The sequence below is a fragment of the Faecalibacterium sp. BIOML-A1 genome, from assembly GCF_009679715.1.
Classification (GTDB): domain Bacteria; phylum Bacillota; class Clostridia; order Oscillospirales; family Ruminococcaceae; genus Faecalibacterium; species Faecalibacterium taiwanense.
This window is the reverse complement of record NZ_WKZJ01000013.1, coordinates 39,526-62,584: the sequence shown is the minus strand read 5'-3', so window position 1 is coordinate 62,584 and position 23,059 is coordinate 39,526. Positions and strand designations below refer to the sequence as shown.

Here is a 23,059-nt window from a genome sequence, read left to right as displayed (position 1 = left end):
CCTTAGCCCTTCACGGCACCTGCAACCACGCCCTCGATGATGTACTTCTGGCAGGTGATGTACAGGATGATGATGGGGATGATGGCAATGATGATGCAGGCCATCATGGGAGCCAGCTCCACACGGCCGTAGCCGCCGCGGAAGTACTGGATGGCCATGGGAATAGTGCGGTATTTCTTGATGTCCAGCACCAGAGTGGGCAGCAGGTAGTCATTCCACACCCACATGGTCTCGAGGATGGCGGTGGAGATCATGGTGGGCTTGAGGATGGGGAATACGACCTTGAAGAAGATCTGAATGGGGTTGCAGCCGTCGATCATGGCCGCTTCCTCAATTTCCATGGGCACGCTCTTCATGAAGCCGGTGAACATGAACACGGCCAGACCGGCACCGAAGCCCAGATAGATAATGCAGATGTCCCACGGGGTGTTCAGCTTGAGCTGGTCAGCGGTCTTGGACAGGGTGAACATGACCATCTGGAAGGGCACGACCATGGAGAACACGATCAGCAGGTTCATGAACTTGCTCAGCTTATTGTTCACGCGGGTGAGGTACCAACCGGTCATGGAGCAGCACAGCAGGATCAGCGCCACACTGGTAACGGTGATGACAAGGCTGTAGCCAAGGCTGGAAAGGAAGCCCATCTTGGTGACACCGTAAACGTAGTTGCTCAGGCCCGCAAAGGTCTCGGCGGTGGGCAGCTTGAACACGGTGGAGGTGGTAAAGGTGCCCTCGATCTTCAAGCTGTTCAGCAGGATCAGCACGATGGGGTAGATCCACAGCAGACTCAGCAGCGTCATGATGACGGTGAGGATGTTATCCCACATTTTTTTCTGTTTAGGCATTACTGCTGCACCTCCTTGGAACGGGTAAAGTGGAGCTGGATCAGAGAAATGACCACGACGATCAGGAAGAACACCACAGCCTTCGCCTGACCAATGCCCTTCCACTGGGCACCGGAACGGCCATAGAAGGTGTTGTAGATGTTCAGGGCCAGCATTTCACTGGCGTTGGCGGGTTCGCCTGCGGTCAGGGCAACGTTCTGGTCGAACAGCTTGAAGCTGTTGGTCAGGGTCAGGAAGGTGCAGATGGTCACGCTGGGCATGACCATGGGAATTTTGATCTTGAACAGGATCTCGCGGTCGTTGGCACCGTCGATCTTGGCGGCTTCGATCAGGTCGCCGGGCACGCTCTGCAGGCCGGCAACGTAAATGATCATCATGTAGCCGATCTGCTGCCAGCACATCAGGATGACCAGACCGACGAAACCGGCCTTGGCATCCAGCGCCAGCAGAGGTTTCTGCAGGTTGGCCAGCACACCGTTGAGCAGGATCTGCCAGATGTAGCCCAGCAGGATGCCGCCGATCAGGTTGGGCATGAAGTAGACGGTACGGAAGATGTTGGTGCCGCGGATGCCGCGGGTGAGCACCAGCGCAATGGCAAAGGCGCAGACGTTGATGAGCACGGTGGATACTACAGTGAACGCTGCGGTAAAGCCGAAGGCGTGCAGGAAGGTGGAATCCTGAAATACGTTGATGTAGTTCTGGATGCCCACAAAGGTGGTCTTGCTAACAGTAGTGAACCGCTGGAACGAAAGGTAAATGCCCCAGATGAAGGGCCAGATAAAGCCGATGATGAACGCGAGCAGCGTGGGCAGCACGAACACCGGCCAATATTTGCTGATGGCTTTTTGCATGATGTACCTCCTATATGCGGAGTGGTTAACAAAAAAGGGGAGGCGGGGCGAACTTCTTCGCCCGCCTCCCTGTTCAGTTCTTTTTTATAGACCGATCAGGAGCTTAGCCGTTTGCCAGCTTGTATTCCTTAGCCCAGCCATCGACGAAGGCGGTCACAACGCCGTCCCAGTCGCCGGTGCCTGCTGCGTAAGCAGTCAGAGCGCTGCCCACGCCGTTCTTCCACTCCTCGGAAGGCATGGTGGAGAAGCACCAGTCCACACTGGTCTTGCCGTCGGCCACATACTGGTTTGCAATGGTGATCAGGGGGTTGGTGGAGTCCTTAGCCTTCTTGAAGGGGATGACGAAGCCCATCTTGTCAGCCATCGCGCTGGTGCCGGCCTCAGAGGTGACGCACCAGTACAGGAAGTCCAGAGTAGCCTGAATATCGGCATCAGAAGAGTTGTTGTTCACGCACCAGAAGTTCTCGGAACCGGTGCACAGGCCCTGATTCTCCTCGCCATCCACGCCGATGTAGATGGGCAGCATACCCAGGTTGTCGCCGCCCAGATCCTTCACGTCATTGTAAGCCCAAGTGCCGTTCTGGTAGAACACAGCCTTCTTGCCCACAAACTCAGCCACAGCGTCGTTGCCGGTCTTGGAAGCCAGCAGGGTGGGGTCACAGGTGGAATCGGTGATGTACAGATCCCAGATCTGCTTGTAGTTGTCCAGATAGGTGCCCTTGATGGCGTCGGTAGAGCTGATGCCGTCTGCCTTGTACTCGTAGTAGATGGGCAGGTTTGCCAGATGGGTCTTGAAGCGCCAGTCAGAAGAACTGTCCATGCCGGCAGAAGTGAAAGCACCGTCCACGCCCAGCTCAGCCTTGCGTGCCTGAATATCGTCAGCGACCTTCTTCAGATCGGCAAAGCCCTTGATGTCGTCCTGGGTATAGCCAGCGGCGGTCAGCAGTTCCTTGTTGTAGATGATGCCGTAGGTCTCGAGGACGTAGGCGATGGCAGCCACAGCGTCGCCATCCTTCAGTGCGAAAGAGTCGCTGGTCAGCTCACCGTACAGCTGGCTGCCGGACAGATCGTAGCAGTAATCCTTCCAGTTTGCCAGACCAACAGGGCCGTTCACCTGGAACAGGGTGGGAGCCTCGCTCTTCTCCATCTCGCTCATCAGGGTGGTCTCGTACTGGCCGGAAGCGGCGGTGACAACGGTCACAGGCACGCCGGTCTCCTTGGTGTACTCAGCGGCCAGATCCTGCCAATCCTGATCCTGCTCGGGCTTGAAGTTCAGGTAGTAGACCTTGCCGTCTGCCTTTGCAGCGGTGCTGGAAGCAGCGGTAGAACTGGCAGCAGAGGAAGCGGTGCTGCTGGAGGAGCCGCCGCAGGCAGCCAGACCCAGAGCAGCGGCGGAAACGCCAGCGGCCTTCAGGAAGTTACGACGAGTAATCATTTTCTTCATAATAAGTTCTCCTTCTTATTAAAAATAAACTATTTCAAAATCTCCGTCCCCTGACGGAGGGAAAACAAAATTTAAATCGCCCTTACGCTTTCGCCCTGCTGCAACTCCGGCTGCAAGGTGATGGTCTGGGCCGGTGCACCGTGCTCGATCTGCCGCACCAGCAACTCAATGCTCTGCAGCGAGATCTGTTCACTGGGCTGCACAACGGTAGTCAGAACAGGCACACAGTAACGGGACATCGTGATGCCGTCAAAGCCGATCACCGAAACATCCTCCGGCACCCGCAGCCCGGCGCTCGCCAGCGCGCGGATGGCACCTAAGGCAATCACATCGCTCATGGCGAACAGGGCGGTGAAGTCGGCCCGGCGGGCCAGCAGGCTGTTCACGGCGTGATAGGCAGACTCAAAATCGTAGTTGGACAGGCCGTACAGCTTGTCGCTGAACAGGATGCCCGCATCCTGCATCGCCTGCTGTGCACCCTCGCGGCGCATCACGCTGGGATAACTGGTGACCGGACCGCCCAGCACTGCGATCTTACGATGCCCTTGCTGGATGAGGTAGTCCACAGCAGTGTAGGCTGCAGCGCGGTCATCCACGCCCACCATGGAAAGATTGGGAAAGTCCAGCTCGTCGGAGACCAGTGTGGTCAGCACCGAGGGGACTGTGATGTTGGCAAAGCCTTTTTTGAAGTTGGCTACGCTGCCGCCCAGAAAGATCATACCTTTGGGCTTAATCTCCCGCAGGATCTTTTCGGCGGCATCGACCTCGTTGGCGTTTTCATCCAAATAGGAAACGATGCCATTGTAGCCATACAGGGTGGCGGCCCGCTGCAGCTGGACTAAGAAGTCCGAGAAGAAGAGATTGCGGGTGCCTTTGACCACGAACACCAGACTGCGGGACTGCTGGATCTTCAGCTGCCGTGCATTGGTGTTGGGCACGAACCCGGCCTCCCGCATTACCTTGAGTACATGCTCCTTGGTCTCGGGCCGGACATCGGGCCGGTCGTTGATGACACGAGAAATGGTGCTTACCGAGCAGCCGCTGATCCGGGCAATGTCCTTAATGGTCAGATTCGGCATTTTGTCGGAGTACCTCACTTTCGGTAATAGATTCGGGAACGTTGTCGGGAACGTTTTCAGTGGCTATAGTATGGCATAATTTGCATAAAAAATCAATAACCAAAAAGTGTTTTCGTGAAAATTGCATAGCATTCTGAGCTGCTTTTGTGCAGATTGAATTGCGCGCAAATCAAAATGTGCCGACAGTTCCGCAAATTCCCGGTACAAATCAGAAACAACCGGTAAAACCGTACCGATTTGTAACTTTTCAACATAGAGCAGTGGTTTTATAAAAGGAAAAAGAAAAAAGCAATGCCCGGCAGATAACACAGCCTGCCGGGCATTGCATAGTTTTGAAATGGTTTATCCGCTTTTTCAAAAATACGGGTGCTGATAGGGTTCGGGTTCCGGGCCGCAGTACAGGCCAAACGCATCGCAGATCCAGTAGCTGCCGTCCTCCATGGGCACGCGGCACCACTGGTGGCTGTACTGGTTCTCGTTCACATGCTCATATGGGATGCCCAGAATGTCCAGACACAGAGCGGTGGCCCGGGCACACCCGGCACAGGATGCTGTGCGCAGTACAAAATAACCGTAGGGGTCGTTGTAATGGTTGGCTTCCATAGAGTAAGCCATGGAGCCATCATCCACCACCGCACGCAGGGCAGAGGCAATGCCGTAAAGCTGGTCTTCCCGGCTCATGAGCGCCAGCGGTGTGACCACCTTCAGCGCTTCCTGATATGCCTGCGCAAACTCCTCATCGGTGCATTTGCGCTTGAGAGACTTGTAGTGGGCCAGCTTGTTGATGGCCACCGGCGACCAGACGGAAGAAAACTGCGCTTCGGTCAAAGAAAGCTCGTCATCACCGGCAATGCCGTCCGCAGAAGGTTTGCGGCCTTCGTCAATGCCGTGATCCAGATAATGACGCAGCAGTGCACCCTCGTCATTGCCGCATACGGCCGCAACATCCGGATACTGTGCAGCGTAGTATGCGGCATCAAAGGTAGAAAGCGCAGCAGCGGAAAGACCGGTCTGTGCGGCCAGTAGCACACCGGCTGCCAGCGCCGCAAGTCTAAGATACCGTTTTTTCATGACAAAAACCTCCTCAAAAAGAATAAAACGCCTCCTGAGCTCAGTATAGCACATCCGGGCCGGAGGGAAAAGACAAAAAAGCGCTCCCACCTTGTCATCGGTGAGAGCGCTTTGCTGATTGCTGATTATTTTGATTGAGTTGATTCTTTAAAGATTAGTCACTGACGTAGGGCATCAGAGCAACGTGACGAGCACGCTTGATGGCGATGGTCAGTGCGCGCTGATGATAAGCGCAGGTGCCGGTCACACGGCGGGGAATGATCTTTGCACGCTCAGAGACGTACTTACGCAGACGGGGCACGTCCTTGTAATCGATGGTGTCGATACGATCGACACAGAAGCTGCAAACCTTCTTGCGGCCGCGACGCATGGGGCGTGCGGGGCGAGAGCCTTCGGTTCTTTCAAAAGCCATTGCTTATTACCTCCTATTGGATTTTTAACGGATTGACCGTTTCGTGTCAGAACGGCAGGTCGTCGCTGTCGTCGATGACGGCGAAGTCGTCTGCATTGCCGGCAGAGTAGCTGGGAGCTGCCTCCACAGCGGCCGGGCGGGCAGGCGCTGCGTTCTGGTAGGCGGGAGCAGAATGATTCTGATAATTTGCTCCGCCGCCTGCATTGCTGTTTTTGGAGCCTGCAAAGTTGATATTGTTGGCTACCACTTCCACAGCGGTGCGGTTGTTGCCGTTCTTATCCTGATACTGGCGGGTCTGAAGACTGCCTTCAATGGCGATCAGACTGCCCTTCTGGAAATACTTGCTAACAAACTCGGCCTGCTGACGCCATGCAACGATATCGATGAAATCGGCCTGACGCTGCTCGCCCTGACGCGCAAAATTGCGGTCACAGGCAATGCGGAAGCTGCACACATTGGTACCCTGCGGGGTGGTGCGCAGTTCGGGATCCGCCACAAGACGGCCCATGATGGCAACAACATTCAACATTTTACGGTCTCCCTTTCTGTCACAGAAGAATTACTCCTCGTGAGCAATGATCAGGCTGCGCATAACACCTTCGGTGATCTTGTACACACGGTCCAGCTCAGCAGGGAAGCTGGGCTCGCTGGTGAAGTCGATCACGGTGTAAACGCCTTCCTCCTCGTCGTTGATGGGGTAGGCCAGACGGCGCTTGCCCCACTCGTCGATGGAATCGATCGTACCGTTAGCCTCGATCAGGGACTTGAACTTACCAACCAGAGCGGCGGTAGCCTCCTCGTCGAGAGCGGCGCTGGTAATCAGCATGGTTTCGTACTTTGCCATTTTGTAGCACCTCCTTTTGGACTTAAGGATCCTGCAATCACAGGACCAAGGGTACACACAAAACGCGGCATCGCGCCTTGTGTGCGGCGTGTCTGTTCAGACAGCAATTTATTATAGCAAGCTGTGTGGATTCTGTCAAGCTTTTTCCGAAAAAAGATATAATAAAAAATATTTTGATTTTTTTGTGAAAGAGGAATATAATATAGTGGCTTTCAGAGGATGAACGGCAGGGCAGCCGGGGATCGGCCGTCTCTCTGCTCTCTGTTATCCGTCTTCGAAAGGAATGTATATATGGTTCTGGGAATTTTATAGTAAAGGAAGGATTCTTTGTGTATTCGGTTTTCCGTAACCTGGCAATCATCATCCTCAGCGCAAAGTTCTTTGGTCTGGTGGCCCGCAAGTGCAAGGCCCCGCAGGTGGTGGGTGAGATCCTTGCCGGTTTGATCATCGGCCCCTGTGTGCTGAATCTGGTGCAGACCAGTGATGCCATCTCCACCTTTGCGGAGATCGGCGTGGTCATGCTGATGTTCACCACGGGCCTTGGCACCAATCTGAAGGAACTGATCAAAGCCGGCCCCATCGCCACCCTGGTCGCCTGCGTGGGCGTAGCCGTTCCGCTGGTGGGCGGCACCCTGCTGTACAGTGCGTTCTACGGCTTCTCTGCCGTGGGCAGCCCTGAGTTCTACCGTGCCCTGTTCATCGGCACCATCATGACGGCCACCAGCGTGTCCATTACGGTGGCAACCCTGCAGGAGCTGGGCCACCTGAAGAGCTTTCTCGGCACCACCATCGTCAGTGCCGCCGTCATTGATGATGTCATCGGCATCGTAGTCCTCACCTGCGTACTGGGCGCAAGCTCCGGCACCGGCACGGGTCTGGGCAAGGTGCTCATTAATACGGTGCTGTTCTTTGCCACTGCCGTGGGCGTGGGCGTTGTGGCTCACTTTGCTATGACATGGCTGGACAAGCGCAATCCCCACACCCAGCGCATCACCATCGTGAGCATGGCGTTCTGCTTTGCCATGGCCTACATCGCCGAGGAATACTTCGGCATTGCAGATATCACCGGTGCCTATATCGCCGGTATCGTTCTGTGCACCATGGACGATGCCCCCTACGTGGAGCGCCGCGTGGATATCAGCAATTATATCATTTTTGCGCCCATCTTCTTTGCATCCATCGGCTTGAAGACCGACATCAGCGGCCTGACGCCGGAAATCTTCCTGTTCTGTGTCTGCTTCGTCATTGTGGCACTTATCACCAAGATCATCGGCTGCGGTTTGGCCGCAAAGCTCTGCCGCTTCAACTGGGGCGACTCCCTCAAGATCGGCGTTGGCATGATGACCCGCGGCGAGGTGGCACTGATCGTGGCCCAGAAGGGCCTGGATGTCGGCGTGGTGGACTCGGTCTACTTTACCGCTGTGATCCTGCTGATCGTGGTGTCCAGTGTGGCAACGCCGCTGGTGCTGAAGGCACTCTTTACCAAGATGCCGCCGCAGAAGCACCCCAGTCAGGTAAATGGGTAAACAATAAAAAGATCCTCCGACAGGTCTGCCGGAGGATCTTTTATTTTCAGGATAAGTTACAGTGTCTTGCAGAACTCCTTCAGGTAAGTGCGGAATTCTTCGCCGATCTCCGGATGCTGCAGGGCCAGCTCCACCTGAGCTTCCACCACCTTGAGCTTGTTGCCCATGTCGTAGTGCTTGCCGGTGAACTCTACGGCCGTCATGCCGCCGCGGGTGCGGGCATACTCGGCCATGGCATCGGTCAGCTGGATCTCGCCGCCTGCGCCGGGCTTGGTGTGGGCAAGGATCTCGTAGATCTCCGGGGTCAGCAGCACGCGTCCCAGAATGGAGTAGTTGCTGAACTCCTGTCCCTTCTTGGGCTTCTCAATCATGTCGTCCACAAAGAAATAGTTGTCGTGGATGGGGGTGGTCTTCAGGCTGCAGTACCGGCTCACATCTTCCCATGGCACTGCGGAAACGCCTGCCACCGGGCGGCCGAACTCCTCGTAGGCGCGGATCAGCTGAGCGCAGACCGGGTCCTCGCCCCAGATCACGTCGTCGCCATAGATCACCACGAAGGGATCATCGCCGGTGAAGGCCTTGGCGGTGTTCACAGCATGGCCCAGACCCAGCGTTTGCTTCTGGCGCACAAAGAGGATGTTTGCCATGTTGGCGATGCCAAGGCACTCTTCCAGCGCCTTTTCCTTGCCGGGCTTTGCCAGCTTTTCTTCCAGCTCGGGGCTGCGGTCGAAGTGATCCTCGATGATGCTCTGGTTGCGGCCCAGAATGATGAGGATATCGGTGATGCCGGAACGCACAGCTTCTTCCACCAGATACTGGATGGCAGGCTTGTCCACGATGGGCAGCATGCCCTTGGGCATGGCTTTGGTGGCGGGCAGCACGCGGGTGCCAAGACCGGCGGCAGGGATGACGGCTTTGGTGACTTTCTTCATCATGATCCATATTCTCCTATTACTATTTTGAAATCCGCAATGCCAGCCTCTGCAGGCGGCATTGCAGATCAGAGCATCCCGGCCAAAGCGTCCAGATTTGGACCCATCAGCACGGTAGCGCAGGCACCCAGCACCATCAGCAGTACAAAGGCACCGACCACACCGGCGATGCTCACGCCGCCCTGCGCAGACAGGACCGCACGGCGCTGGGCAGCGTCCGGGAACTCGGCACGGATGCGGCGGATGCGCTCGGCTGCGCTTTTGCGGTACAGCCACTTGGCGTACAGGGTGCGCAGCATCACCAGCGCAAAGCTGAACACTGTCATAATGCGGGAAAGCACGACGATGGCAGTGCTGCTGATGCCCGCAGTGAGCGGACTGCCGGTGGCCTGCATCATGCTCAGCAGGGTGGGCAGGGCCACCACCAGCTCTGCGGCCAGAAAACCAAAGGCCGGCTTCCACGCCTTGCGGTAGAAGAAATAGAACGGGCCGAACACCAGCGCCGAGAAGCACATGGAAATTTTGGTGTGTTGCAGCTGCATCCGGCTGTAATCGTTCAGGTAGACGGGCGCGGCCTTGCCAATATAATCGTTCCAGTCGCTGTAAGGGATGCCGTCGATCAGCTCTTCCTTGCCAAAGGCCGCCTGCACGTTGCGGCGGGTGGGTTCCTCCACCGTCTGCTGATACTGGCGGTAAAGGTCGTTGTAATCAAAGCGTCCGTCTGCGTCGGTGCCGGGTTGGCTTTGGGTGGGCGGCTCCGGGCACTGGCTCTCCGGCGGAAGAACGGCACCGCAGCAGCGGCAGCGCTCTTCGGTGCGCAGGGTGCGCTCACCGCAGCTGGGGCAGGTGCGCAGAGCATCGTCTTTGTACGGGAACGTCCATTCATAGCCCGCGCCATGGGCGGGGGTGTGGATGCAGCGGCCAAGCTTTTCGTAGCACTCGCGGTGATAGGGTGCGCCGCAGTCCGGGCAGACCACGATATCATCGGTCAGCGCCAGCGGTCTGCCGCAGCCTTCACAGGGACAGCCATAATATTTCGGCATGATTTCCTCCTGTTGTATGGTTCATACTGGTATTATACTCCCCTGAAAGAGAAAAGAAAAGGTGAAAATCTTCAAAATTCCAGCAGGATAATCCATTTACCCCTTTACTTTAGCATAGATTCTCGGTATACTAATGAAGTATCTGTGTATAAACTGTGTCTTTTGGCAAGTACAAAGGACTTTATCTTATTTATCATTTCGAGAGGGATTTAGAGAATGATCACGATTGACGAACTGAAGGTGCAGCTTGCCGATTACGGCAAGGCGGTCAAGGACTTGGAAGAAGCCCTTGCCATTGATGCCTCCCGCAAGCGCGTGCAGGAGCTGGAGCACACTATGAGCCGCCCCGGCTTTTATGATGATGCAGACCTGAGCAAGAAGGTCTTTGACGAAGTGGGCGACCTGAAGGGCAAGCTGAGCCGCTTTGAAAAGCTGCAGGGCCTGTACGATGATGCCGAGACCATGCTGGAAATGCTGGATGAAGAATACGACCCCGCCATGATCCCCGAAGCAGAGGAGTCTGTGAACGCTGTGGGCAAGGCAGTGGATGAGCTGCAGCTGATGACCATGCTGAACGGTGAGTACGACCACAGCAACGCCATCCTGACCTTCCATGCTGGTACCGGCGGCACCGAGGCACAGGACTGGGCCGAAATGCTGTACCGCATGTACAACAAGTGGGCTTCCAACCACGGCATGACCGTGGAGGTTCTGGATTATCAGGACGGTGATGAAGCCGGCATGAAGAGCGCCTCCATGATGGTGAAGGGTGCCAACGCCTACGGCCTGCTCAAGAGCGAGAACGGTGTGCACCGTCTGGTGCGCGTGTCGCCCTTTGACGCCAACGCCCGCCGCCAGACCAGCTTTGCTTCGCTGGAAGTGATGCCCGAGCTGGATAACACCATTCAGGTGGATATCCGCCCCGAGGACATTGAGATGCAGGTGTACCGTTCCTCCGGTGCCGGCGGCCAGCACATCAACAAGACCTCTTCCGCTGTGCGTCTGATCCACAAGCCCACCGGCGTCGTGGTCAGCTGCCAGACCCAGCGCAGCCAGTTCCAGAACCGTGACTACGCCATGGAAATGCTGAAGGCAAAGCTGTATCAGATCGCAAAGCAGCAGCACATGGATAAAATCGATGATATCAAGGGCGTGCAGAACGAGATCGCATGGGGTCACCAGATCCGCAGCTATGTGTTCATGCCCTACACCATGGTCAAGGATCACCGCACCAACTACGAGACCGGCAATGTGGATGCCGTGATGGACGGCGATCTGGACGGTTTCATCTTCGCATACCTCAAGGCTGCAAGCCGCGGGGAACTGCAGGATACCTGATCTTGAACGTATAAAATGCAAAGGCCGTGCTTCCTTTTATGGAGGCACGGCCTTTTTTGTGTTCTTACGCCAGATCAGGCAGAATGGTATCCCAGAGATTTTCCTCCTGCCGCAGGGCGTTGAAGCAGCAGTCCAAGTACATTTTGTTTGCCGCTGCAAGGATCGTGCTGCGCAGAAGCAGCTTTTCATCTGCGGCATCCACGGCAAGGTCGCGGATCTCCCTGGTGCAGCCGAATACAAACGGCAGGCAGTTTTCCATCTCGTCGCAGAAGTAGTCGTAAGCTGCCCCGGCGGAACAGTGCGCCCGCTGCATTTTAAACAGGGCATCGATGTTTTCCATTGAGAGCACCGTTTTGGAGACTGCAATGTACATCAGGGATGCGATCTGATCGCGGGCGTACTTCTTGCGCACCGGGTGGGACAAAATGCCCTTTTTAACGTAGTTGCTGACCATGGAAGAGGTGAGCTCCACGCCGCAGAAGGTGCGGAAATAGCTGTTGACGTACTGCACGGTCTGGTCAAGATAAAGCCCCATCTGCGGGAGATCGGCGTACCGGGGCAGGGCAAACCCGGCGGCGCAGGCCGCAACGCGGCATTTGGTTTCAGTTTTCATATCGTAAGCAGTTTTCTAAGGTTGGCGCAGCTGGGCTGCGCGGGATACAGAAAATGGTTTTCTGGCGGTATTATAGCGCAAATCGGTTCTCTGGTCAACGGATTTTTAAAACTTTTGAAAGAATGCATAAAATCCCTTGACAGGTTTTTGAAAAACTGCTATGATGTCTGCAGTGAACCGAAAAACCATGCAGGCGGAAGTGCGTGTAAGGCACGGAAAATAAAAAAATGACCTGCTATCACAAAATAGATTTGGAGCGTGCATTTTATGAAAACCAAGATCGTTGTGGATTCTTCGTCCAACCTGTATGCCCTGCCGGGCGTGGATTTTGCCTGTGTGCCGTTGAAGATCGTCACGGATGAACAGGAATATCTGGATGACGGTACTCTGGATGCTGTGGGCATGGCCCGGTCTCTGCGTACTTACAAGGGCAAGACCAGCACCTCCTGCCCCAATGTGGCAGACTGGCTGGCTGCTTATGAGGGTGCGGAGCAGATCTTTGTTGCCACCATCACGGGCACACTGTCCGGCAGCTACAATGCTGCACTGCTGGCAGCGGAAGAATACAAGGAAACGCACCCGGAGGCCCGTGTTTTTGTTCTGGACAGCCTGTCCGCCGGGCCGGAGCTGCGTCTGCTGGCAGAGCGTCTGCGGGATCTCGTCCGGATCGGGATGGAGTTTGACGAGATCTGCGAGGCGATCCTGGCTTACCACAAGCACACACATCTGCTGTTTTCGTTGGAATCGCTGGCCAATCTGGCCCGCAATGGCCGTGTGAAGCCTGCTGTTGCCGCTGTGGCACGGATGCTGGGCATCCGGGTCATCGGTCAGGCCAGTGAGAGCGGCGAGCTGGAGGTGCTGTGTAAGACCCGCGGCGAGCACGGTGCACTGGAGCGCATCGTGCTGGAATTGAAGGATCACGGCTTTACCGATGGCAAAGTGCACATTGCCCACTGTGATAACCCGGAAGCGGCCAAGCGCCTGAAGCTGATGATCCACGCGGTGTTTGCAGGGGCGCAGGTGGATGTGACCGAGTGCGGCGGCCTGTGCAGCTACTACGCTGAGCAGGGCGGCCTGATGGTGGGCTATGAGGACGGAAAAACAGAGTAAAAGAGTTTTTGATATTGCAAGCAAGCCGGGCCTGCGGGTCTGGCTTGCTTTTTTTGAACAACGCAAAACTTGAAAAAGTTGTAAAACTGCGCTATACTTACACATAATTATAAATGGGAAAGGAGGGCAGGCCCATGCTTTTTCGTTCACCGGTCGTGCGCTTTTTCAGCCGCATTCTGAACCGCGTCACCATCACGGTGGTGTTGGTGGCATTGCAGCTGCTGTGGCTGTGCTGGGTGGCGTTTGCCATCACCACCGGCACGGGCCGCGTGTGGGTGAACGGCCTGCTCAACGCACTGAGCCTGCTCATCGTCCTGTACCTTGTGCGCAAGGATGAGAACAGCGCCTACAAGGTGGGCTGGATCGCGCTGATCGGCATTCTGCCGCTGCTGGGCGGTGCGCTGTATCTGGCCTTTGGCAACAAACGCCCGGCCAAGCGTCTGCGCCTGAAAATGCAGGCGGTGGAGGATGCCCACAAAAAAGACCTTGTACAGGAGCCGGGTGTGCTGGAAGGTCTGGATGCCCGCGAGCAGGGGCAGAGCCGATATGTGGCAAAGTACGGCCCCTATCCGGCGTGGCAGAACACTCGCACGCAGTATTTTGCCTGCGGCGAAGCCATGTATCCGCAGCTGCTGGCCGATCTGGAAAAAGCTGAAAAGAGCATCTTTCTGGAATTTTTCATCGTGAGCCACGGCTGCATGTGGAACGGCATTGAAAAGATCCTGCGCCGCAAGGCTGCGCAGGGCGTGGATGTGCGCCTGATCTACGATGATTTTGGCAGTCTGCTGGGTCTGCCCGCCGATTTCATCGTGCGCATGGAGCGGGCGCACATCCGCTGCATCCCGTTCAACCCGGTGGTGCCGCTGCTCTCGCTGGTGATGAACCACCGCGACCACCGCAAGATCGTAGTCATTGACGGTACGGTGGCCTACACCGGCGGCGTGAATCTGGCAGATGAGTATATCAATGCGGAGCAGCGCTTTGGCTACTGGAAGGACGCAGCCCTGCGTGTGGAAGGCGATGCCGCGTGGAACTTTACGGTGATGTTCCTCAACTTCTGGAACGCCTTCCGCCCCAGCGAGACGGATTATGATGCATTTCGTCCCATGCCGCTGGTGCTGCCGGTATCGGACGGCATCGTGCAGCCCTACGCGGACAGCCCGCTGGACGAGGAACCGATGGCCGAGACGGTGTACCTGAACATCCTTGCGCAGGCACAGCGGTATGTTTATATCTACACGCCCTACCTTGCCGTGGGCGAGGAAATGCTGGACGCACTGAAAAACGCGGCCAAGCGCGGGGTGGACATCCGGCTGGTGCTGCCGGGCATCCCGGACAAAAAGCTGGTGTTCCGGCTGAGCCGGTCGTACTATCTGCCGCTTTTGAGGGCAGGTGTACGCATTTACGAATATACGCCCGGCTTTCTGCATGCCAAGTGCTGGGTAAGCGACGATGTAACTGCCGTAGTGGGCAGCATCAACATGGACTACCGCAGCCTGTTCCTACACTTTGAGTGCGGTGTACTGCTGCAAAAGAACAGTCAGGTGGCAGTTCTGCGGGACGATGTACGGGCCACGCTGCCGCAGTGCCGCGAGATACAGGTGACGGAATGCCGCACCAGCCTGCCCGGCACGGTGCTGGACAGTGTGCTGCGGCTGCTGAGCCCCTTGATGTAAAGAAACTCCCTCAGTCACCTCCGGTGACAGCTCCCTCGGAGAGGGAGCCTCTGGCGAAGAAGAAAAGCTTTCTGCACTGCCAAAGCCTCCCTCCGGGAGACAGACTTCCCCCGGCCGGGACAGATTCTCCCCGCGCCGGGGAGAAATGTCACCACAGGTGACAAAGAGAGGAACAGATGTCACGTAAGTGACAAAAAGGGGAACAGGTGGATGCGAACGAAGTGAGCAGACGGAAGGAGTTCCGTTTTATAAAACGTTCCTTTTCCGGGTAAACTAGCCCAAAAGCCCCTTTACGATGGGGGCAGGAAAGGGAGCGTTTTATTATAATGAAAAAGATACCTCGCATGATCCTGGGCTGCACGCTGGCGGCAGCTCTGGCCCTGACCGCCTGCAGTCGAAGCGATTCCGGTTCCTCCGGCAGCATGAGCACGAACATGGGCGGCAGTTCATCGCAGACGGGGCAGGCGGGCCAGAACGCTGCATACCGCACCGGCCTTGGCATCCTGACCGAAGCGTCTGATCAGGAACGCGCGGGCAAGATCGATACCATCGCAGCTGCCGTTCTGCTGGATGCCGAGGGCAGGGTGGCAGATGTGATGCTGGACGAGGTGGAGATCTCGGTCACGGGGGACAGCACCGGCAAGGTGACGATGCCCACCGACAATCGCACCAAGCGCCAGAAGGGCGATGATTACCCGCTGGCGGCGGTGTCCTCGCTGAAAAAGGGCTGGGCAGAGCAGGCGGATGCCTTTGGCAATTATCTTACCGGCAAAACCCCGGATGAGGTGAAGAAGCTTGCCACCGACGATGACGGCAAGCCGAAGGATGCTGACCTGCTCTCCACCTGCACCATTGCGGTGGACGGCTATCGGGATGCTGTGGTGCGCGCCTGCGAGAATGCAAAGGCAGTCGGCTCGGCCCGCGGCGACCGCGCTGTGCTGGGCGTGTCAGTGCGCAATGACACCAAGGAACTGACCGCCGACGATGACCACGATGTGACCGCGCAGGTGGACATCACAGTGGCAGCCCTGACGCTGGATGCTGACGGCCGTGTGACCGGTGCAGTGGCGGATGTGGCAGAACCTGCCCTTACCGTGGGCGCGGATGGTACGGTGTCGGCACCGGAGATGGTCAAAACCAAGGTGGAACTGGGCGACAGCTACGGGATGCGCGGGGCATCCAGTCTGGACAAGGAATGGTACGAGCACAGCGAGGGCTGGTGCGATTACCTGAAGGGCAGGACCCGTACTGAGATCGCAGGCATCCCGGACGATGGTTCGGATGCCGACCTTGCGGCACTGTGCACCATCTCGGTGACGGAGCTGCAGAAGGCTGCGCTGGCGGCGTTTGCGGAAGAGTAAAGCGGAGAAAAGAGGAAAGGCGCAAAGCTTTTCCTCTTTTCTTTGTGCAATCAGACCAAAGAATTGGCGAAGAAAAGCCTTGAAAAAGACGAACTGCACTAACTTTTGCATTTCCTCTTGCCAAATGGCTGCAAACGCGCTATTCTATAGTCACAGTTTAACACTTTAGCATGATAAAATGCTAAACCGAGAGGGAACACATTTGGGAAACAAAAAGGGGAGGAACCTTTTATGAAACGTCTTGTCTCTGCTTTTCTGGCTGGTGCCATGGCACTGAGCCTTGCCGCCTGCGGCGGTGCCGCATCCACTTCCACCGTGGCATCTTCTGCCTCTGCATCCGGGAGCGCAGCCGCCTCCGAGACCGCAGCCAGCGATCTGGACTACATCAAGGAAAAGGGCAAGATGGTCATTGGCTACACCGTCTATGAGCCGATGAACTACACCGATGCCGACGGCAACTTTACCGGTTTTGATACCGAGCTGGCAACTGCCGTGTGCGAAAAGCTGGGGGTCGAGCCGGAGTTCGTGGAGATCAACTGGGATACCAAGGTGGTGGAGCTGGATGCCAAGAGCATCGACTGCATCTGGAACGGTATGACCCTGACCGATGACATCATGGCCAACACCGCCACTACCAAGGCTTACGCCAAGAACGCACAGGTCGTGGTCGTGAAGGACGGCACCGACTACAGCTCCACTGCGGATCTGGTGGGCAAGACCGTGGTTGCCGAGGCTGGCTCTGCCGGTGAAGCCGCCATTGAGGGCGACGAGAACCTTGCACAGGCCGATTACGTCTCCAAGAGCGTGCAGACCGACTGCCTGATGGAAGTTGCCGCAGGCACTGCTGATGCCGCTGTGCTGGATCTGACTCTGGCCAACGCCATGATCGGTGAGGGCACCGACTATGCAAGCCTGAAAATCGTGGACGAGCTGAACGCTGAAGAGTACGGCGTGGCCTTCCGCAAGGGCAGCGATGCCGCCGCAGCTGCGGATGCCGCCTTTGACGAGCTGAAGGCCGACGGCACCATGCAGGCTCTGGCCGACAAGTACGATCTGGCTCTGGCCGACTGAGTTCTATAAGAATGTAATTACTTCTTCCGTCATCGCTGCGCGATGCCACCTCCCTCGGTGAGGGAGGCTTTTTGTTGCCGATATGCGTGAGGCTCCCTCATTGAGGGAGCTGTCACCGAAGGTGACGGGAGGAGTTCAAAAAACGGATTGATGGGTGTGTTCTTGTGTCTGTGATTCTGAGTCGCCTTTCCGGCGCGTTTCTGCTCAACTGTGAGCTGTTCGCTCTGACCCTGCTGTTTGCGCTGCCGCTGGGTCTGGTGGTGGCTTTCGGCTCCATGAGCCGGTGCAAGCCGCTTTCCGGCGCGGTAAAGACCTTTGTGTGGGTCATCCGCGGCACGCCGCTGATGCTGCAGATCATCGTGATCTACCTTGGCCCCGGCCTGCTGGGCATGAATAACCCTTGGCCCTCCGGCTCCGGCGGACGTATGGTGGCGGCGGTGGTGGCTTTTGCCATCAATTACGCCTGCTACTTCTCCGAGATCTACCGCGGCGGCATCGAAGCCGTTCCCAAGGGCCAGACCGAGGCCGGTCAGGTGCTGGGCATGACCAAGACCCAGATCTTCTTCAAGGTGACGCTGCTGCAGGTGGTCAAGCGCATTCTGGCCCCCATGGGCAATGAGGTGATCACCCTCGTCAAGGATACCTCGCTGGCCAACACCATTGCCAACAAGGAGATCATTATGATGGCCAAGGAGTACAGTGCAAAGGGCTTGATCTGGCCGCTGTTCTCCACTGCCATCTTCTTCCTAGTGTTCGTGGGTGCACTCACCCTGCTGTTTGGCTGGGCCGAAAAGAAACTGGATTATTTCCGCTGATGAAAGGGAGGAAATTGGATCATGGCACTGCTTGAAGCCTCCGGCATCGGCAAAAACTTTGGCGATACCAAAGTACTCAAGGATATCTCACTCACGCTGGAACAGGGCGAAGCGCTGGCGATCATCGGCTCGTCCGGCTCCGGCAAGACCACCCTGCTGCGCTGCCTGAACTTTCTGGAACGGCCGGACACCGGCATCATCAAGGTGAACGGCGAGACCATGTGGGACGCTGCCGACCCCGCCACCCAGCGCGAGAGCGAGATCCGCAAAAAGCGGCTGCACTTTGGTCTGGTATTCCAGAACTTCAACCTTTTCCCGCAGTACACCGCCCTGCAGAACGTAATGCTGGCGGGTGAACTGCTGGCGAAGGAGCGCCCGGACTACAAGGCCAACAAAAAGGCCATCCATGCCGAGCTGGAACAGCAGGCACAGGAACTTCTGGCCCAGATGGGCCTTTCTGCCCGGGCAGGCCACTACCCGCACCAGCTTTCCGGCGGTCAGCAGCAGCGCGTGGCCATTGCCCGCGCACTGGCTCTGCACCCGGACATTCTCTGCTTCGACGAGCCGACCTCGGCCCTCGACCCGGAGCTGACCGGCGAGGTGCTGCGCGTCCTGCGCGACCTTGCCGACCGCAAGACCACCATGATCATCGTCACCCACGAGATGCACTTTGCCCGTGACGTGGCCGACCGCATCATGTTCATGGATGGCGGCGTGGTGGTGGAGGAAGGCCCTGCCAAGCAGCTCATTGAGCACCCGCAGGAGGAGCGCACCAAACAGTTCCTTGCGCATTACTCGGAATAAGCAAAATCACCAATTCTTGCGGCAAAAATTCGTAAATGTTGATGCAATGCAAATCTTGTAAATCCTGCGTCACTCCACTATAATATCATTCATGAATGTACACGACGTCCTGCCCCTTTCCGGCAGGGCGTTTTTCACGGCAAAAATCACGACATCAAGCCGGTTCCCAGTGTGGCAGGAGGATTTTATACTATGACAAAGGATATGACCCAAGGCAGTCCGCTCAAGCTGATCCTTGCGTTTGCGGTGCCGCTGATGCTGGGCAGCCTGTTCCAGCAGTTCTACAATCTGGCCGATACCATCATCGTGGGCCGCTTTGTGGGCGTGGAAGCGCTGGCCGCTGTGGGCAGCGTGGGCGGTTTGAACTATCTGGTGCTGGGCTTTGTGAACGGCATCGCCTGCGGCTTTTCCATCCCCATCTCGTGGACTTTCGGCGCAAAGGACTACAAGGAGATGCGCCGCTACACCGCCAATACCGTGTGGCTGTCCATCTTCTTTGCGGTGGTGCTGACCATTGTCACTGTGGCGCTGACCCGCTCGGTGCTGGTGTGGACGAACACCCCGGAAAACATCATCGACCTTGCGGATATCTACATCCGCACCATTTTTGCAGGCATCCCCTTCACTCTGCTTTATAATGTGACCAGCGCCCTGATGCGTGCACTGGGCGACAGCAAGCGCCCGCTGTATTTCCTGCTGGTGGCAAGCTTTTTGAACATCGGGCTGGATCTGGTGTGCATCATCGTGTTCCAGATGGGGGCATTCGGTGCGGCATTTGCCACTGTGGTCAGTCAGGCTGTGGCGGGTCTGGGCAGTCTTTTGTACATCCTGCGCCACTACCCGGAGCTGCGCTGGAGCAGGGAAGAGGGCTGTTTCAGCCTGACCCACTGCGCAAAGCTGTGCAGCATGGGCATTCCCATGGGCCTGCAGTGCAGCATTACGGCCATTGGCAGCGTGGTGCTGCAGGGTGCGGTGAACGGTCTGGGCAGCGACATCGTGGCCGCGCAGACCGCCGGCGGCAAGGCTGCGCAGTTCCTCTGCGTGCCGCTGGAGAGTATCGGCACAGCGATGACCACCTATGCCAGCCAGAATATGGGCGCAAAGGACCTGGACCGTGTGGACCGGGGTGTGTACACCGCCCTCGGCATCGGCTGCGTATACAGCATTGCGTCCTTCCTCATCCTGCGCGTGACGGATAAGCTGCTCATCGGCCTGTTCCTGGATGCCAGCGAGACCGCCATCATGGCCAATGCCCAGAGCTTTATCTTCTGGAACAGCGTATTCTACATCCCGCTGGCGGTGCTCATTATCTACCGCTACACCATTCAGGGCCTGGGCTTCTCCGGCCTTGCCATGTTTGCCGGTGTGGCCGAGATGATCGCCCGCGCCATGGTGGGCTTCTGGTTCGTGCCGCTGTGGGGCTATTTTGCGGCCTGCATCGCAAGCCCGGTGGCATGGTTCTTTGCCTGCTTCTTCCTGATCCCGGCCTACTTTGTGGTGCGCAAACGCCTGCAGAAGGAAAAGGACGTCGAGAAGGAACACGATGCCCGCACCGCAAACGCTTAAAGAATGTTCGCAAGCTCTCCTGCAAAGGGGAGCTTTTTTGCTGTTCGGGCTGTAGGGAAGCCCTTGGTTTCAGGGAACTTTATCAGGTGCTACTGTAGGAGCGTTATCTGAGAAAGTGACTGATTTTTGACGAATAAACGTGCAAAAAGTCACTTTGTCAAGCTGATAAACTGACGACGGCGTGGCAAACAGAGTCACTTTGTCAGCAGGGGTCACTTTGTCAAATTGACAAACAGACGATTATAAACATAGATGCGTTATAATTTTGCCACTTTGTCACATATTTCTCCCCGGTAGAGCTGCACTGCAGTCTGCCCGGATGATTTACAAATCCCGCCAAAAGCGTTATACTACTTATGATTGTGTAATTTGGCAGGAGGTGAGCGCATGGCAGAGCAGCAGCTGGAACAGATCGAGGGCACCGTGGAGGACATCATCTACGAGAACACCGACAACGGCTATATGGTGTTCGAGGTGTCCGGCGGCGGTGTGGTCACGGTGGTGTGCGGCATTGTGGGTGAACTGCACGCGGGCGAAAGCGTGGTCTGCCGCGGCCGCTACGAGAACCACGCCACCTATGGCCGCCAGTTCCACGCGCAGGAGTGCGAGACCGACATGCCCAAGGATCTGGAAGCGGTGTACGCCTTCCTTGCCAGCCGGTCACTGCCGTACATCGGGGCCAAGACGGCGGATAAGATCATCGACCTGTTCGGTGCCGAGGCGCTTGAGGTGATCGCCAACGACCCGGCCCGGCTCACGCAGGTGCCCGGCATCTCGGCGGACAAGGCCGACCGCATCCAGCAGGAGTTCAAGCGGATGTTTGGGATGCGGGAGCTGATCGCCTATCTGGCGCAGTTCGAGATCAGCCCGCGCCGCGCGATGGAGGTGTTCCGTACCTTCGGCCCCGGGGCCATGCAGGCCATTGCGGCAAATCCCTATCTGCTCTGCGGCGAACCGCTGCAGCTGGATTTCCGCCACGCGGACAGCATTGCCCAGTATTACCACATGGAAGGCGACTGCGCCCAGCGGCTGGAAGCGGCCCTGCTGCGCACCCTGCGCCACAACGCGGGCAACGGCCACACCTGCCTGCCGCGCACCCAGCTGCTGGAAACGGCATCCAATTTTATCCATCAGCCGCCGGAAAAGCTGGCTGCTGCGCTGGACGAGTGCATCCGCACCGAAGAACTGCGGGTGAAGCTGTTTGACGGCACACCGTATATTTATCTGCCCGACCTGCTGGAAGCCGAGGAGGACATTGCTGCCCGGCTTGCCATGCTGACAAAACGGGGCAAGAATACCGCCCACGGGCTGGATAAAAACATTCAAATTCTGGAACTGACGCAGGGCTTTGCCTATGCGCCCCTGCAGAAGGAAGCCATCCGCAAAGCCATGACCGAGAACTGCCTTGTGCTCACCGGCGGCCCCGGCACCGGCAAGACCACCACCGTCAACGCCATTCTGCAGCTGCTGGAAGATCAGGCGGAACGGGTGGCCCTGTGTGCGCCCACCGGCCGCGCGGCTAAACGGCTGAGTGAGCTGACCGGCCGCAAGGCCAGCACCATCCACCGTCTTTTGGAGGTGGACTACACCGGCGGCGTGGTCAGCTTTATCCACAACGACAAGAACCTGCTCAAGTGCGATGTGGTCATTCTGGACGAAATGAGCATGGTGGATGTGAAGCTGTTTCAAGCCCTGATCGCAGCGCTGCGCTACAGCTGCCGCATTATCATGGTAGGTGATGCCGACCAGCTGCCCAGTGTCGGCCCCGGCAATATTCTGGGCGAGATCATCCGCTCCGGGCTGGTGCCCACCGTGTGCCTGAACGAGATCTTCCGGCAGGCAAAGCGCAGCCTGATCGTGGAGAACGCCCACCACATCATCTCAGGTGAACCGCTGCAGAAGGGCGGTAAGACCGACGACTTCTTCTTTTTGGAATCGGACGGCGATGCGGCCCAGCGGTTGGTGTGTGATCTGGTCACCACCCGCCTGCCGCGCAGCTACGGCTTCGATCCGATCCGGGACATTCAGGTGCTGTGCCCCACCAAGCTTGGCCCTACCGGCACACAGGCACTGAATGTGGAACTGCAGAACCTGCTGAACCCGGAACAGACGGGCAAGCCCCAGCTGCAAAGCGCCGCCCGGGTGTTCCGCGTGGGCGATAAGGTGATGCAGGTGCGCAATAATTACGAGATCATCTGGAACCGCATTGGCGGGGAGCAGGGCGTGGGTGCCTACAATGGCGACATCGGCATTGTGGAGAGCATCAACACGCGGGATCGCTCCATGGTGGTGCGCATGGATGACAAGCGGCTGGTCTACCCGGCAGAGAACCTGGGCGAGCTGGAGATCGCCTATGCCATCACGGTACACAAAAGTCAGGGCAGCGAGTTCCCGGCGGTGATCCTGCCGGTGGCGCAGGTTCCGCCGCGGCTGTGCTACCGCAACCTGTTCTACACCGGCGTTACCCGTGCACGGAAGTTGTGCATCGTGGCGGGCCGCAGGGACGTTGTGAACCGCATGATGGGCAACATCCGCCAGAACCTGCGCTACAGCGGCCTTGCCTATCTTTTGCAGGCAGAGCTGCCGCCGGAACAGACGGAAGCAGAATAACTCCTTCCGTCACCTTCGGTGACAGCTCCCTCGGAGAGGGAGCCTCTG

Annotated in this window: 21 protein-coding genes; 10 read left to right on the top strand and 11 right to left on the bottom strand. The window is 57.3% G+C overall.

The window, feature by feature from the left end:
- Window positions 1–2: 2 nt before the first annotated feature.
- The 8 genes from GKG36_RS12575 to rpsF form a co-directional block, all read right to left on the bottom strand.
- Window positions 3–845, bottom strand: coding sequence for a carbohydrate ABC transporter permease (locus tag GKG36_RS12575; protein WP_154261039.1), 843 nt, complete (start codon window positions 843–845; stop codon window positions 3–5).
- Complete coding sequence (locus GKG36_RS12570) at window positions 845–1,696, bottom strand: sugar ABC transporter permease (RefSeq protein ID WP_005938991.1); 852 nt, start codon at window positions 1,694–1,696, stop codon at window positions 845–847. Before GKG36_RS12570 ends, GKG36_RS12575 begins: the two co-directional genes overlap by 1 nt.
- A gap of 103 nt (window positions 1,697–1,799) precedes the next feature.
- The gene (locus tag GKG36_RS12565) at window positions 1,800–3,140 is read right to left on the bottom strand and encodes an ABC transporter substrate-binding protein (protein ID WP_120081443.1); all 1,341 of its coding nucleotides are present in this window, start codon (window positions 3,138–3,140) and stop codon (window positions 1,800–1,802) included.
- A 71-nt stretch (window positions 3,141–3,211) separates the two neighbouring features.
- On the bottom strand, window positions 3,212–4,219 hold the full coding sequence (locus GKG36_RS12560; protein ID WP_154261037.1) for a LacI family DNA-binding transcriptional regulator: 1,008 nt from the start codon (window positions 4,217–4,219) through the stop codon (window positions 3,212–3,214).
- A gap of 354 nt (window positions 4,220–4,573) precedes the next feature.
- On the bottom strand, window positions 4,574–5,290 hold the full coding sequence (locus GKG36_RS12555; RefSeq protein ID WP_154261035.1) for a hypothetical protein: 717 nt from the start codon (window positions 5,288–5,290) through the stop codon (window positions 4,574–4,576).
- Window positions 5,291–5,444: 154 nt separating this feature from the next.
- On the bottom strand, window positions 5,445–5,702 hold the full coding sequence (gene rpsR / locus GKG36_RS12550; protein WP_015538096.1) for a 30S ribosomal protein S18: 258 nt from the start codon (window positions 5,700–5,702) through the stop codon (window positions 5,445–5,447).
- Between the two features lie 46 nt (window positions 5,703–5,748).
- Window positions 5,749–6,231 (bottom strand): single-stranded DNA-binding protein, encoded by a 483-nt coding sequence (gene ssb, locus GKG36_RS12545; RefSeq protein WP_120081442.1) that lies wholly within the window; start codon window positions 6,229–6,231, stop codon window positions 5,749–5,751.
- Window positions 6,232–6,261: 30 nt separating this feature from the next.
- Window positions 6,262–6,546 carry a 30S ribosomal protein S6 gene (gene rpsF / locus GKG36_RS12540; protein WP_005938979.1) on the bottom strand — a complete coding sequence of 95 codons (285 nt, stop codon included), beginning with the start codon at window positions 6,544–6,546 and terminating at the stop codon, window positions 6,262–6,264.
- 329 nt (window positions 6,547–6,875) lie between these two features.
- Between rpsF and GKG36_RS12535 the strand changes: the two genes are divergently transcribed.
- Window positions 6,876–8,072, top strand: coding sequence for a cation:proton antiporter (locus GKG36_RS12535; protein WP_173012975.1), 1,197 nt, complete (start codon window positions 6,876–6,878; stop codon window positions 8,070–8,072).
- A 56-nt stretch (window positions 8,073–8,128) separates the two neighbouring features.
- Here GKG36_RS12535 and GKG36_RS12530 read toward each other — a convergent pair whose 3' ends face one another.
- Together GKG36_RS12530 and GKG36_RS12525 are read right to left on the bottom strand one after the other, a co-directional pair.
- Complete coding sequence (locus GKG36_RS12530) at window positions 8,129–9,004, bottom strand: UTP--glucose-1-phosphate uridylyltransferase (RefSeq protein WP_154261055.1); 876 nt, start codon at window positions 9,002–9,004, stop codon at window positions 8,129–8,131.
- A gap of 68 nt (window positions 9,005–9,072) precedes the next feature.
- The gene (locus GKG36_RS12525; protein ID WP_154261033.1) at window positions 9,073–10,047 is read right to left on the bottom strand and encodes an RING finger protein; all 975 of its coding nucleotides are present in this window, start codon (window positions 10,045–10,047) and stop codon (window positions 9,073–9,075) included.
- A 216-nt stretch (window positions 10,048–10,263) separates the two neighbouring features.
- Here GKG36_RS12525 and prfB point away from each other — a divergent pair, with 216 nt between their 5' ends.
- Window positions 10,264–11,385: a peptide chain release factor 2 gene (gene prfB / locus GKG36_RS12520; protein ID WP_097775423.1), complete on the top strand. Its 1,122-nt coding sequence runs from the start codon at window positions 10,264–10,266 to the stop codon at window positions 11,383–11,385.
- Window positions 11,386–11,449: 64 nt separating this feature from the next.
- Here prfB and GKG36_RS12515 read toward each other — a convergent pair whose 3' ends face one another.
- Window positions 11,450–11,998, bottom strand: coding sequence for a DUF1836 domain-containing protein (locus tag GKG36_RS12515; RefSeq protein WP_005938962.1), 549 nt, complete (start codon window positions 11,996–11,998; stop codon window positions 11,450–11,452).
- A 267-nt stretch (window positions 11,999–12,265) separates the two neighbouring features.
- On the opposite strand from GKG36_RS12515, the gene GKG36_RS12510 reads away from it, so the two are divergent.
- The 8 genes from GKG36_RS12510 (at window position 12,266) to GKG36_RS12475 (ending at window position 23,011) form a co-directional block, all read left to right on the top strand.
- Window positions 12,266–13,108: a DegV family protein gene (locus GKG36_RS12510; protein ID WP_154261031.1), complete on the top strand. Its 843-nt coding sequence runs from the start codon at window positions 12,266–12,268 to the stop codon at window positions 13,106–13,108.
- Between the two features lie 134 nt (window positions 13,109–13,242).
- On the top strand, window positions 13,243–14,784 hold the full coding sequence (gene cls, locus GKG36_RS12505; RefSeq protein ID WP_154261029.1) for a cardiolipin synthase: 1,542 nt from the start codon (window positions 13,243–13,245) through the stop codon (window positions 14,782–14,784).
- A gap of 326 nt (window positions 14,785–15,110) precedes the next feature.
- Window positions 15,111–16,145 (top strand): hypothetical protein, encoded by a 1,035-nt coding sequence (locus tag GKG36_RS12500; protein WP_154261028.1) that lies wholly within the window; start codon window positions 15,111–15,113, stop codon window positions 16,143–16,145.
- Between the two features lie 231 nt (window positions 16,146–16,376).
- Window positions 16,377–17,216, top strand: a complete 840-nt coding sequence (locus GKG36_RS12495; RefSeq protein WP_154261026.1) for a transporter substrate-binding domain-containing protein — start codon at window positions 16,377–16,379, stop codon at window positions 17,214–17,216.
- Window positions 17,217–17,386: 170 nt separating this feature from the next.
- Window positions 17,387–18,031: an amino acid ABC transporter permease gene (locus GKG36_RS12490; RefSeq protein WP_005938622.1), complete on the top strand. Its 645-nt coding sequence runs from the start codon at window positions 17,387–17,389 to the stop codon at window positions 18,029–18,031.
- A 21-nt stretch (window positions 18,032–18,052) separates the two neighbouring features.
- Window positions 18,053–18,835, top strand: coding sequence for an amino acid ABC transporter ATP-binding protein (locus GKG36_RS12485; protein ID WP_005938624.1), 783 nt, complete (start codon window positions 18,053–18,055; stop codon window positions 18,833–18,835).
- Window positions 18,836–19,027: 192 nt separating this feature from the next.
- A complete protein-coding gene (locus tag GKG36_RS12480; RefSeq protein ID WP_097775428.1) occupies window positions 19,028–20,401 on the top strand; it encodes an MATE family efflux transporter in 1,374 nt (457 codons plus the stop codon).
- A 387-nt stretch (window positions 20,402–20,788) separates the two neighbouring features.
- Window positions 20,789–23,011, top strand: a complete 2,223-nt coding sequence (locus tag GKG36_RS12475; RefSeq protein WP_097777679.1) for an ATP-dependent RecD-like DNA helicase — start codon at window positions 20,789–20,791, stop codon at window positions 23,009–23,011.
- Window positions 23,012–23,059: the final 48 nt, after the last annotated feature.

Bases quoted from the DNA above. Each gene is read 5' to 3' on its own strand.
- GKG36_RS12575 (WP_154261039.1), bottom strand. From the start codon at position 845: ATGCCTAAACAGAAAAAAATGTGGGATAACATCCTCACCGTCATCATG.
- prfB (WP_097775423.1), top strand. From the start codon at position 10,264: ATGATCACGATTGACGAACTGAAGGTGCAGCTTGCCGATTACGGCAAG.
- GKG36_RS12560 (WP_154261037.1), bottom strand. From the start codon at position 4,219: ATGCCGAATCTGACCATTAAGGACATTGCCCGGATCAGCGGCTGCTCG.
- rpsR (WP_015538096.1), bottom strand. From the start codon at position 5,702: ATGGCTTTTGAAAGAACCGAAGGCTCTCGCCCCGCACGCCCCATGCGT.
- GKG36_RS12480 (WP_097775428.1), top strand. From the start codon at position 19,028: ATGACAAAGGATATGACCCAAGGCAGTCCGCTCAAGCTGATCCTTGCG.
- GKG36_RS12565 (WP_120081443.1), bottom strand. From the start codon at position 3,140: ATGAAGAAAATGATTACTCGTCGTAACTTCCTGAAGGCCGCTGGCGTT.
- GKG36_RS12525 (WP_154261033.1), bottom strand. From the start codon at position 10,047: ATGCCGAAATATTATGGCTGTCCCTGTGAAGGCTGCGGCAGACCGCTG.
- GKG36_RS12475 (WP_097777679.1), top strand. From the start codon at position 20,789: ATGGCAGAGCAGCAGCTGGAACAGATCGAGGGCACCGTGGAGGACATC.
- GKG36_RS12555 (WP_154261035.1), bottom strand. From the start codon at position 5,290: ATGAAAAAACGGTATCTTAGACTTGCGGCGCTGGCAGCCGGTGTGCTA.
- ssb (WP_120081442.1), bottom strand. From the start codon at position 6,231: ATGTTGAATGTTGTTGCCATCATGGGCCGTCTTGTGGCGGATCCCGAA.
- GKG36_RS12530 (WP_154261055.1), bottom strand. From the start codon at position 9,004: ATGAAGAAAGTCACCAAAGCCGTCATCCCTGCCGCCGGTCTTGGCACC.
- GKG36_RS12510 (WP_154261031.1), top strand. From the start codon at position 12,266: ATGAAAACCAAGATCGTTGTGGATTCTTCGTCCAACCTGTATGCCCTG.
- GKG36_RS12485 (WP_005938624.1), top strand. From the start codon at position 18,053: ATGGCACTGCTTGAAGCCTCCGGCATCGGCAAAAACTTTGGCGATACC.
- GKG36_RS12495 (WP_154261026.1), top strand. From the start codon at position 16,377: ATGAAACGTCTTGTCTCTGCTTTTCTGGCTGGTGCCATGGCACTGAGC.
- GKG36_RS12500 (WP_154261028.1), top strand. From the start codon at position 15,111: ATGAAAAAGATACCTCGCATGATCCTGGGCTGCACGCTGGCGGCAGCT.
- GKG36_RS12570 (WP_005938991.1), bottom strand. From the start codon at position 1,696: ATGCAAAAAGCCATCAGCAAATATTGGCCGGTGTTCGTGCTGCCCACG.
- cls (WP_154261029.1), top strand. From the start codon at position 13,243: ATGCTTTTTCGTTCACCGGTCGTGCGCTTTTTCAGCCGCATTCTGAAC.
- rpsF (WP_005938979.1), bottom strand. From the start codon at position 6,546: ATGGCAAAGTACGAAACCATGCTGATTACCAGCGCCGCTCTCGACGAG.
- GKG36_RS12515 (WP_005938962.1), bottom strand. From the start codon at position 11,998: ATGAAAACTGAAACCAAATGCCGCGTTGCGGCCTGCGCCGCCGGGTTT.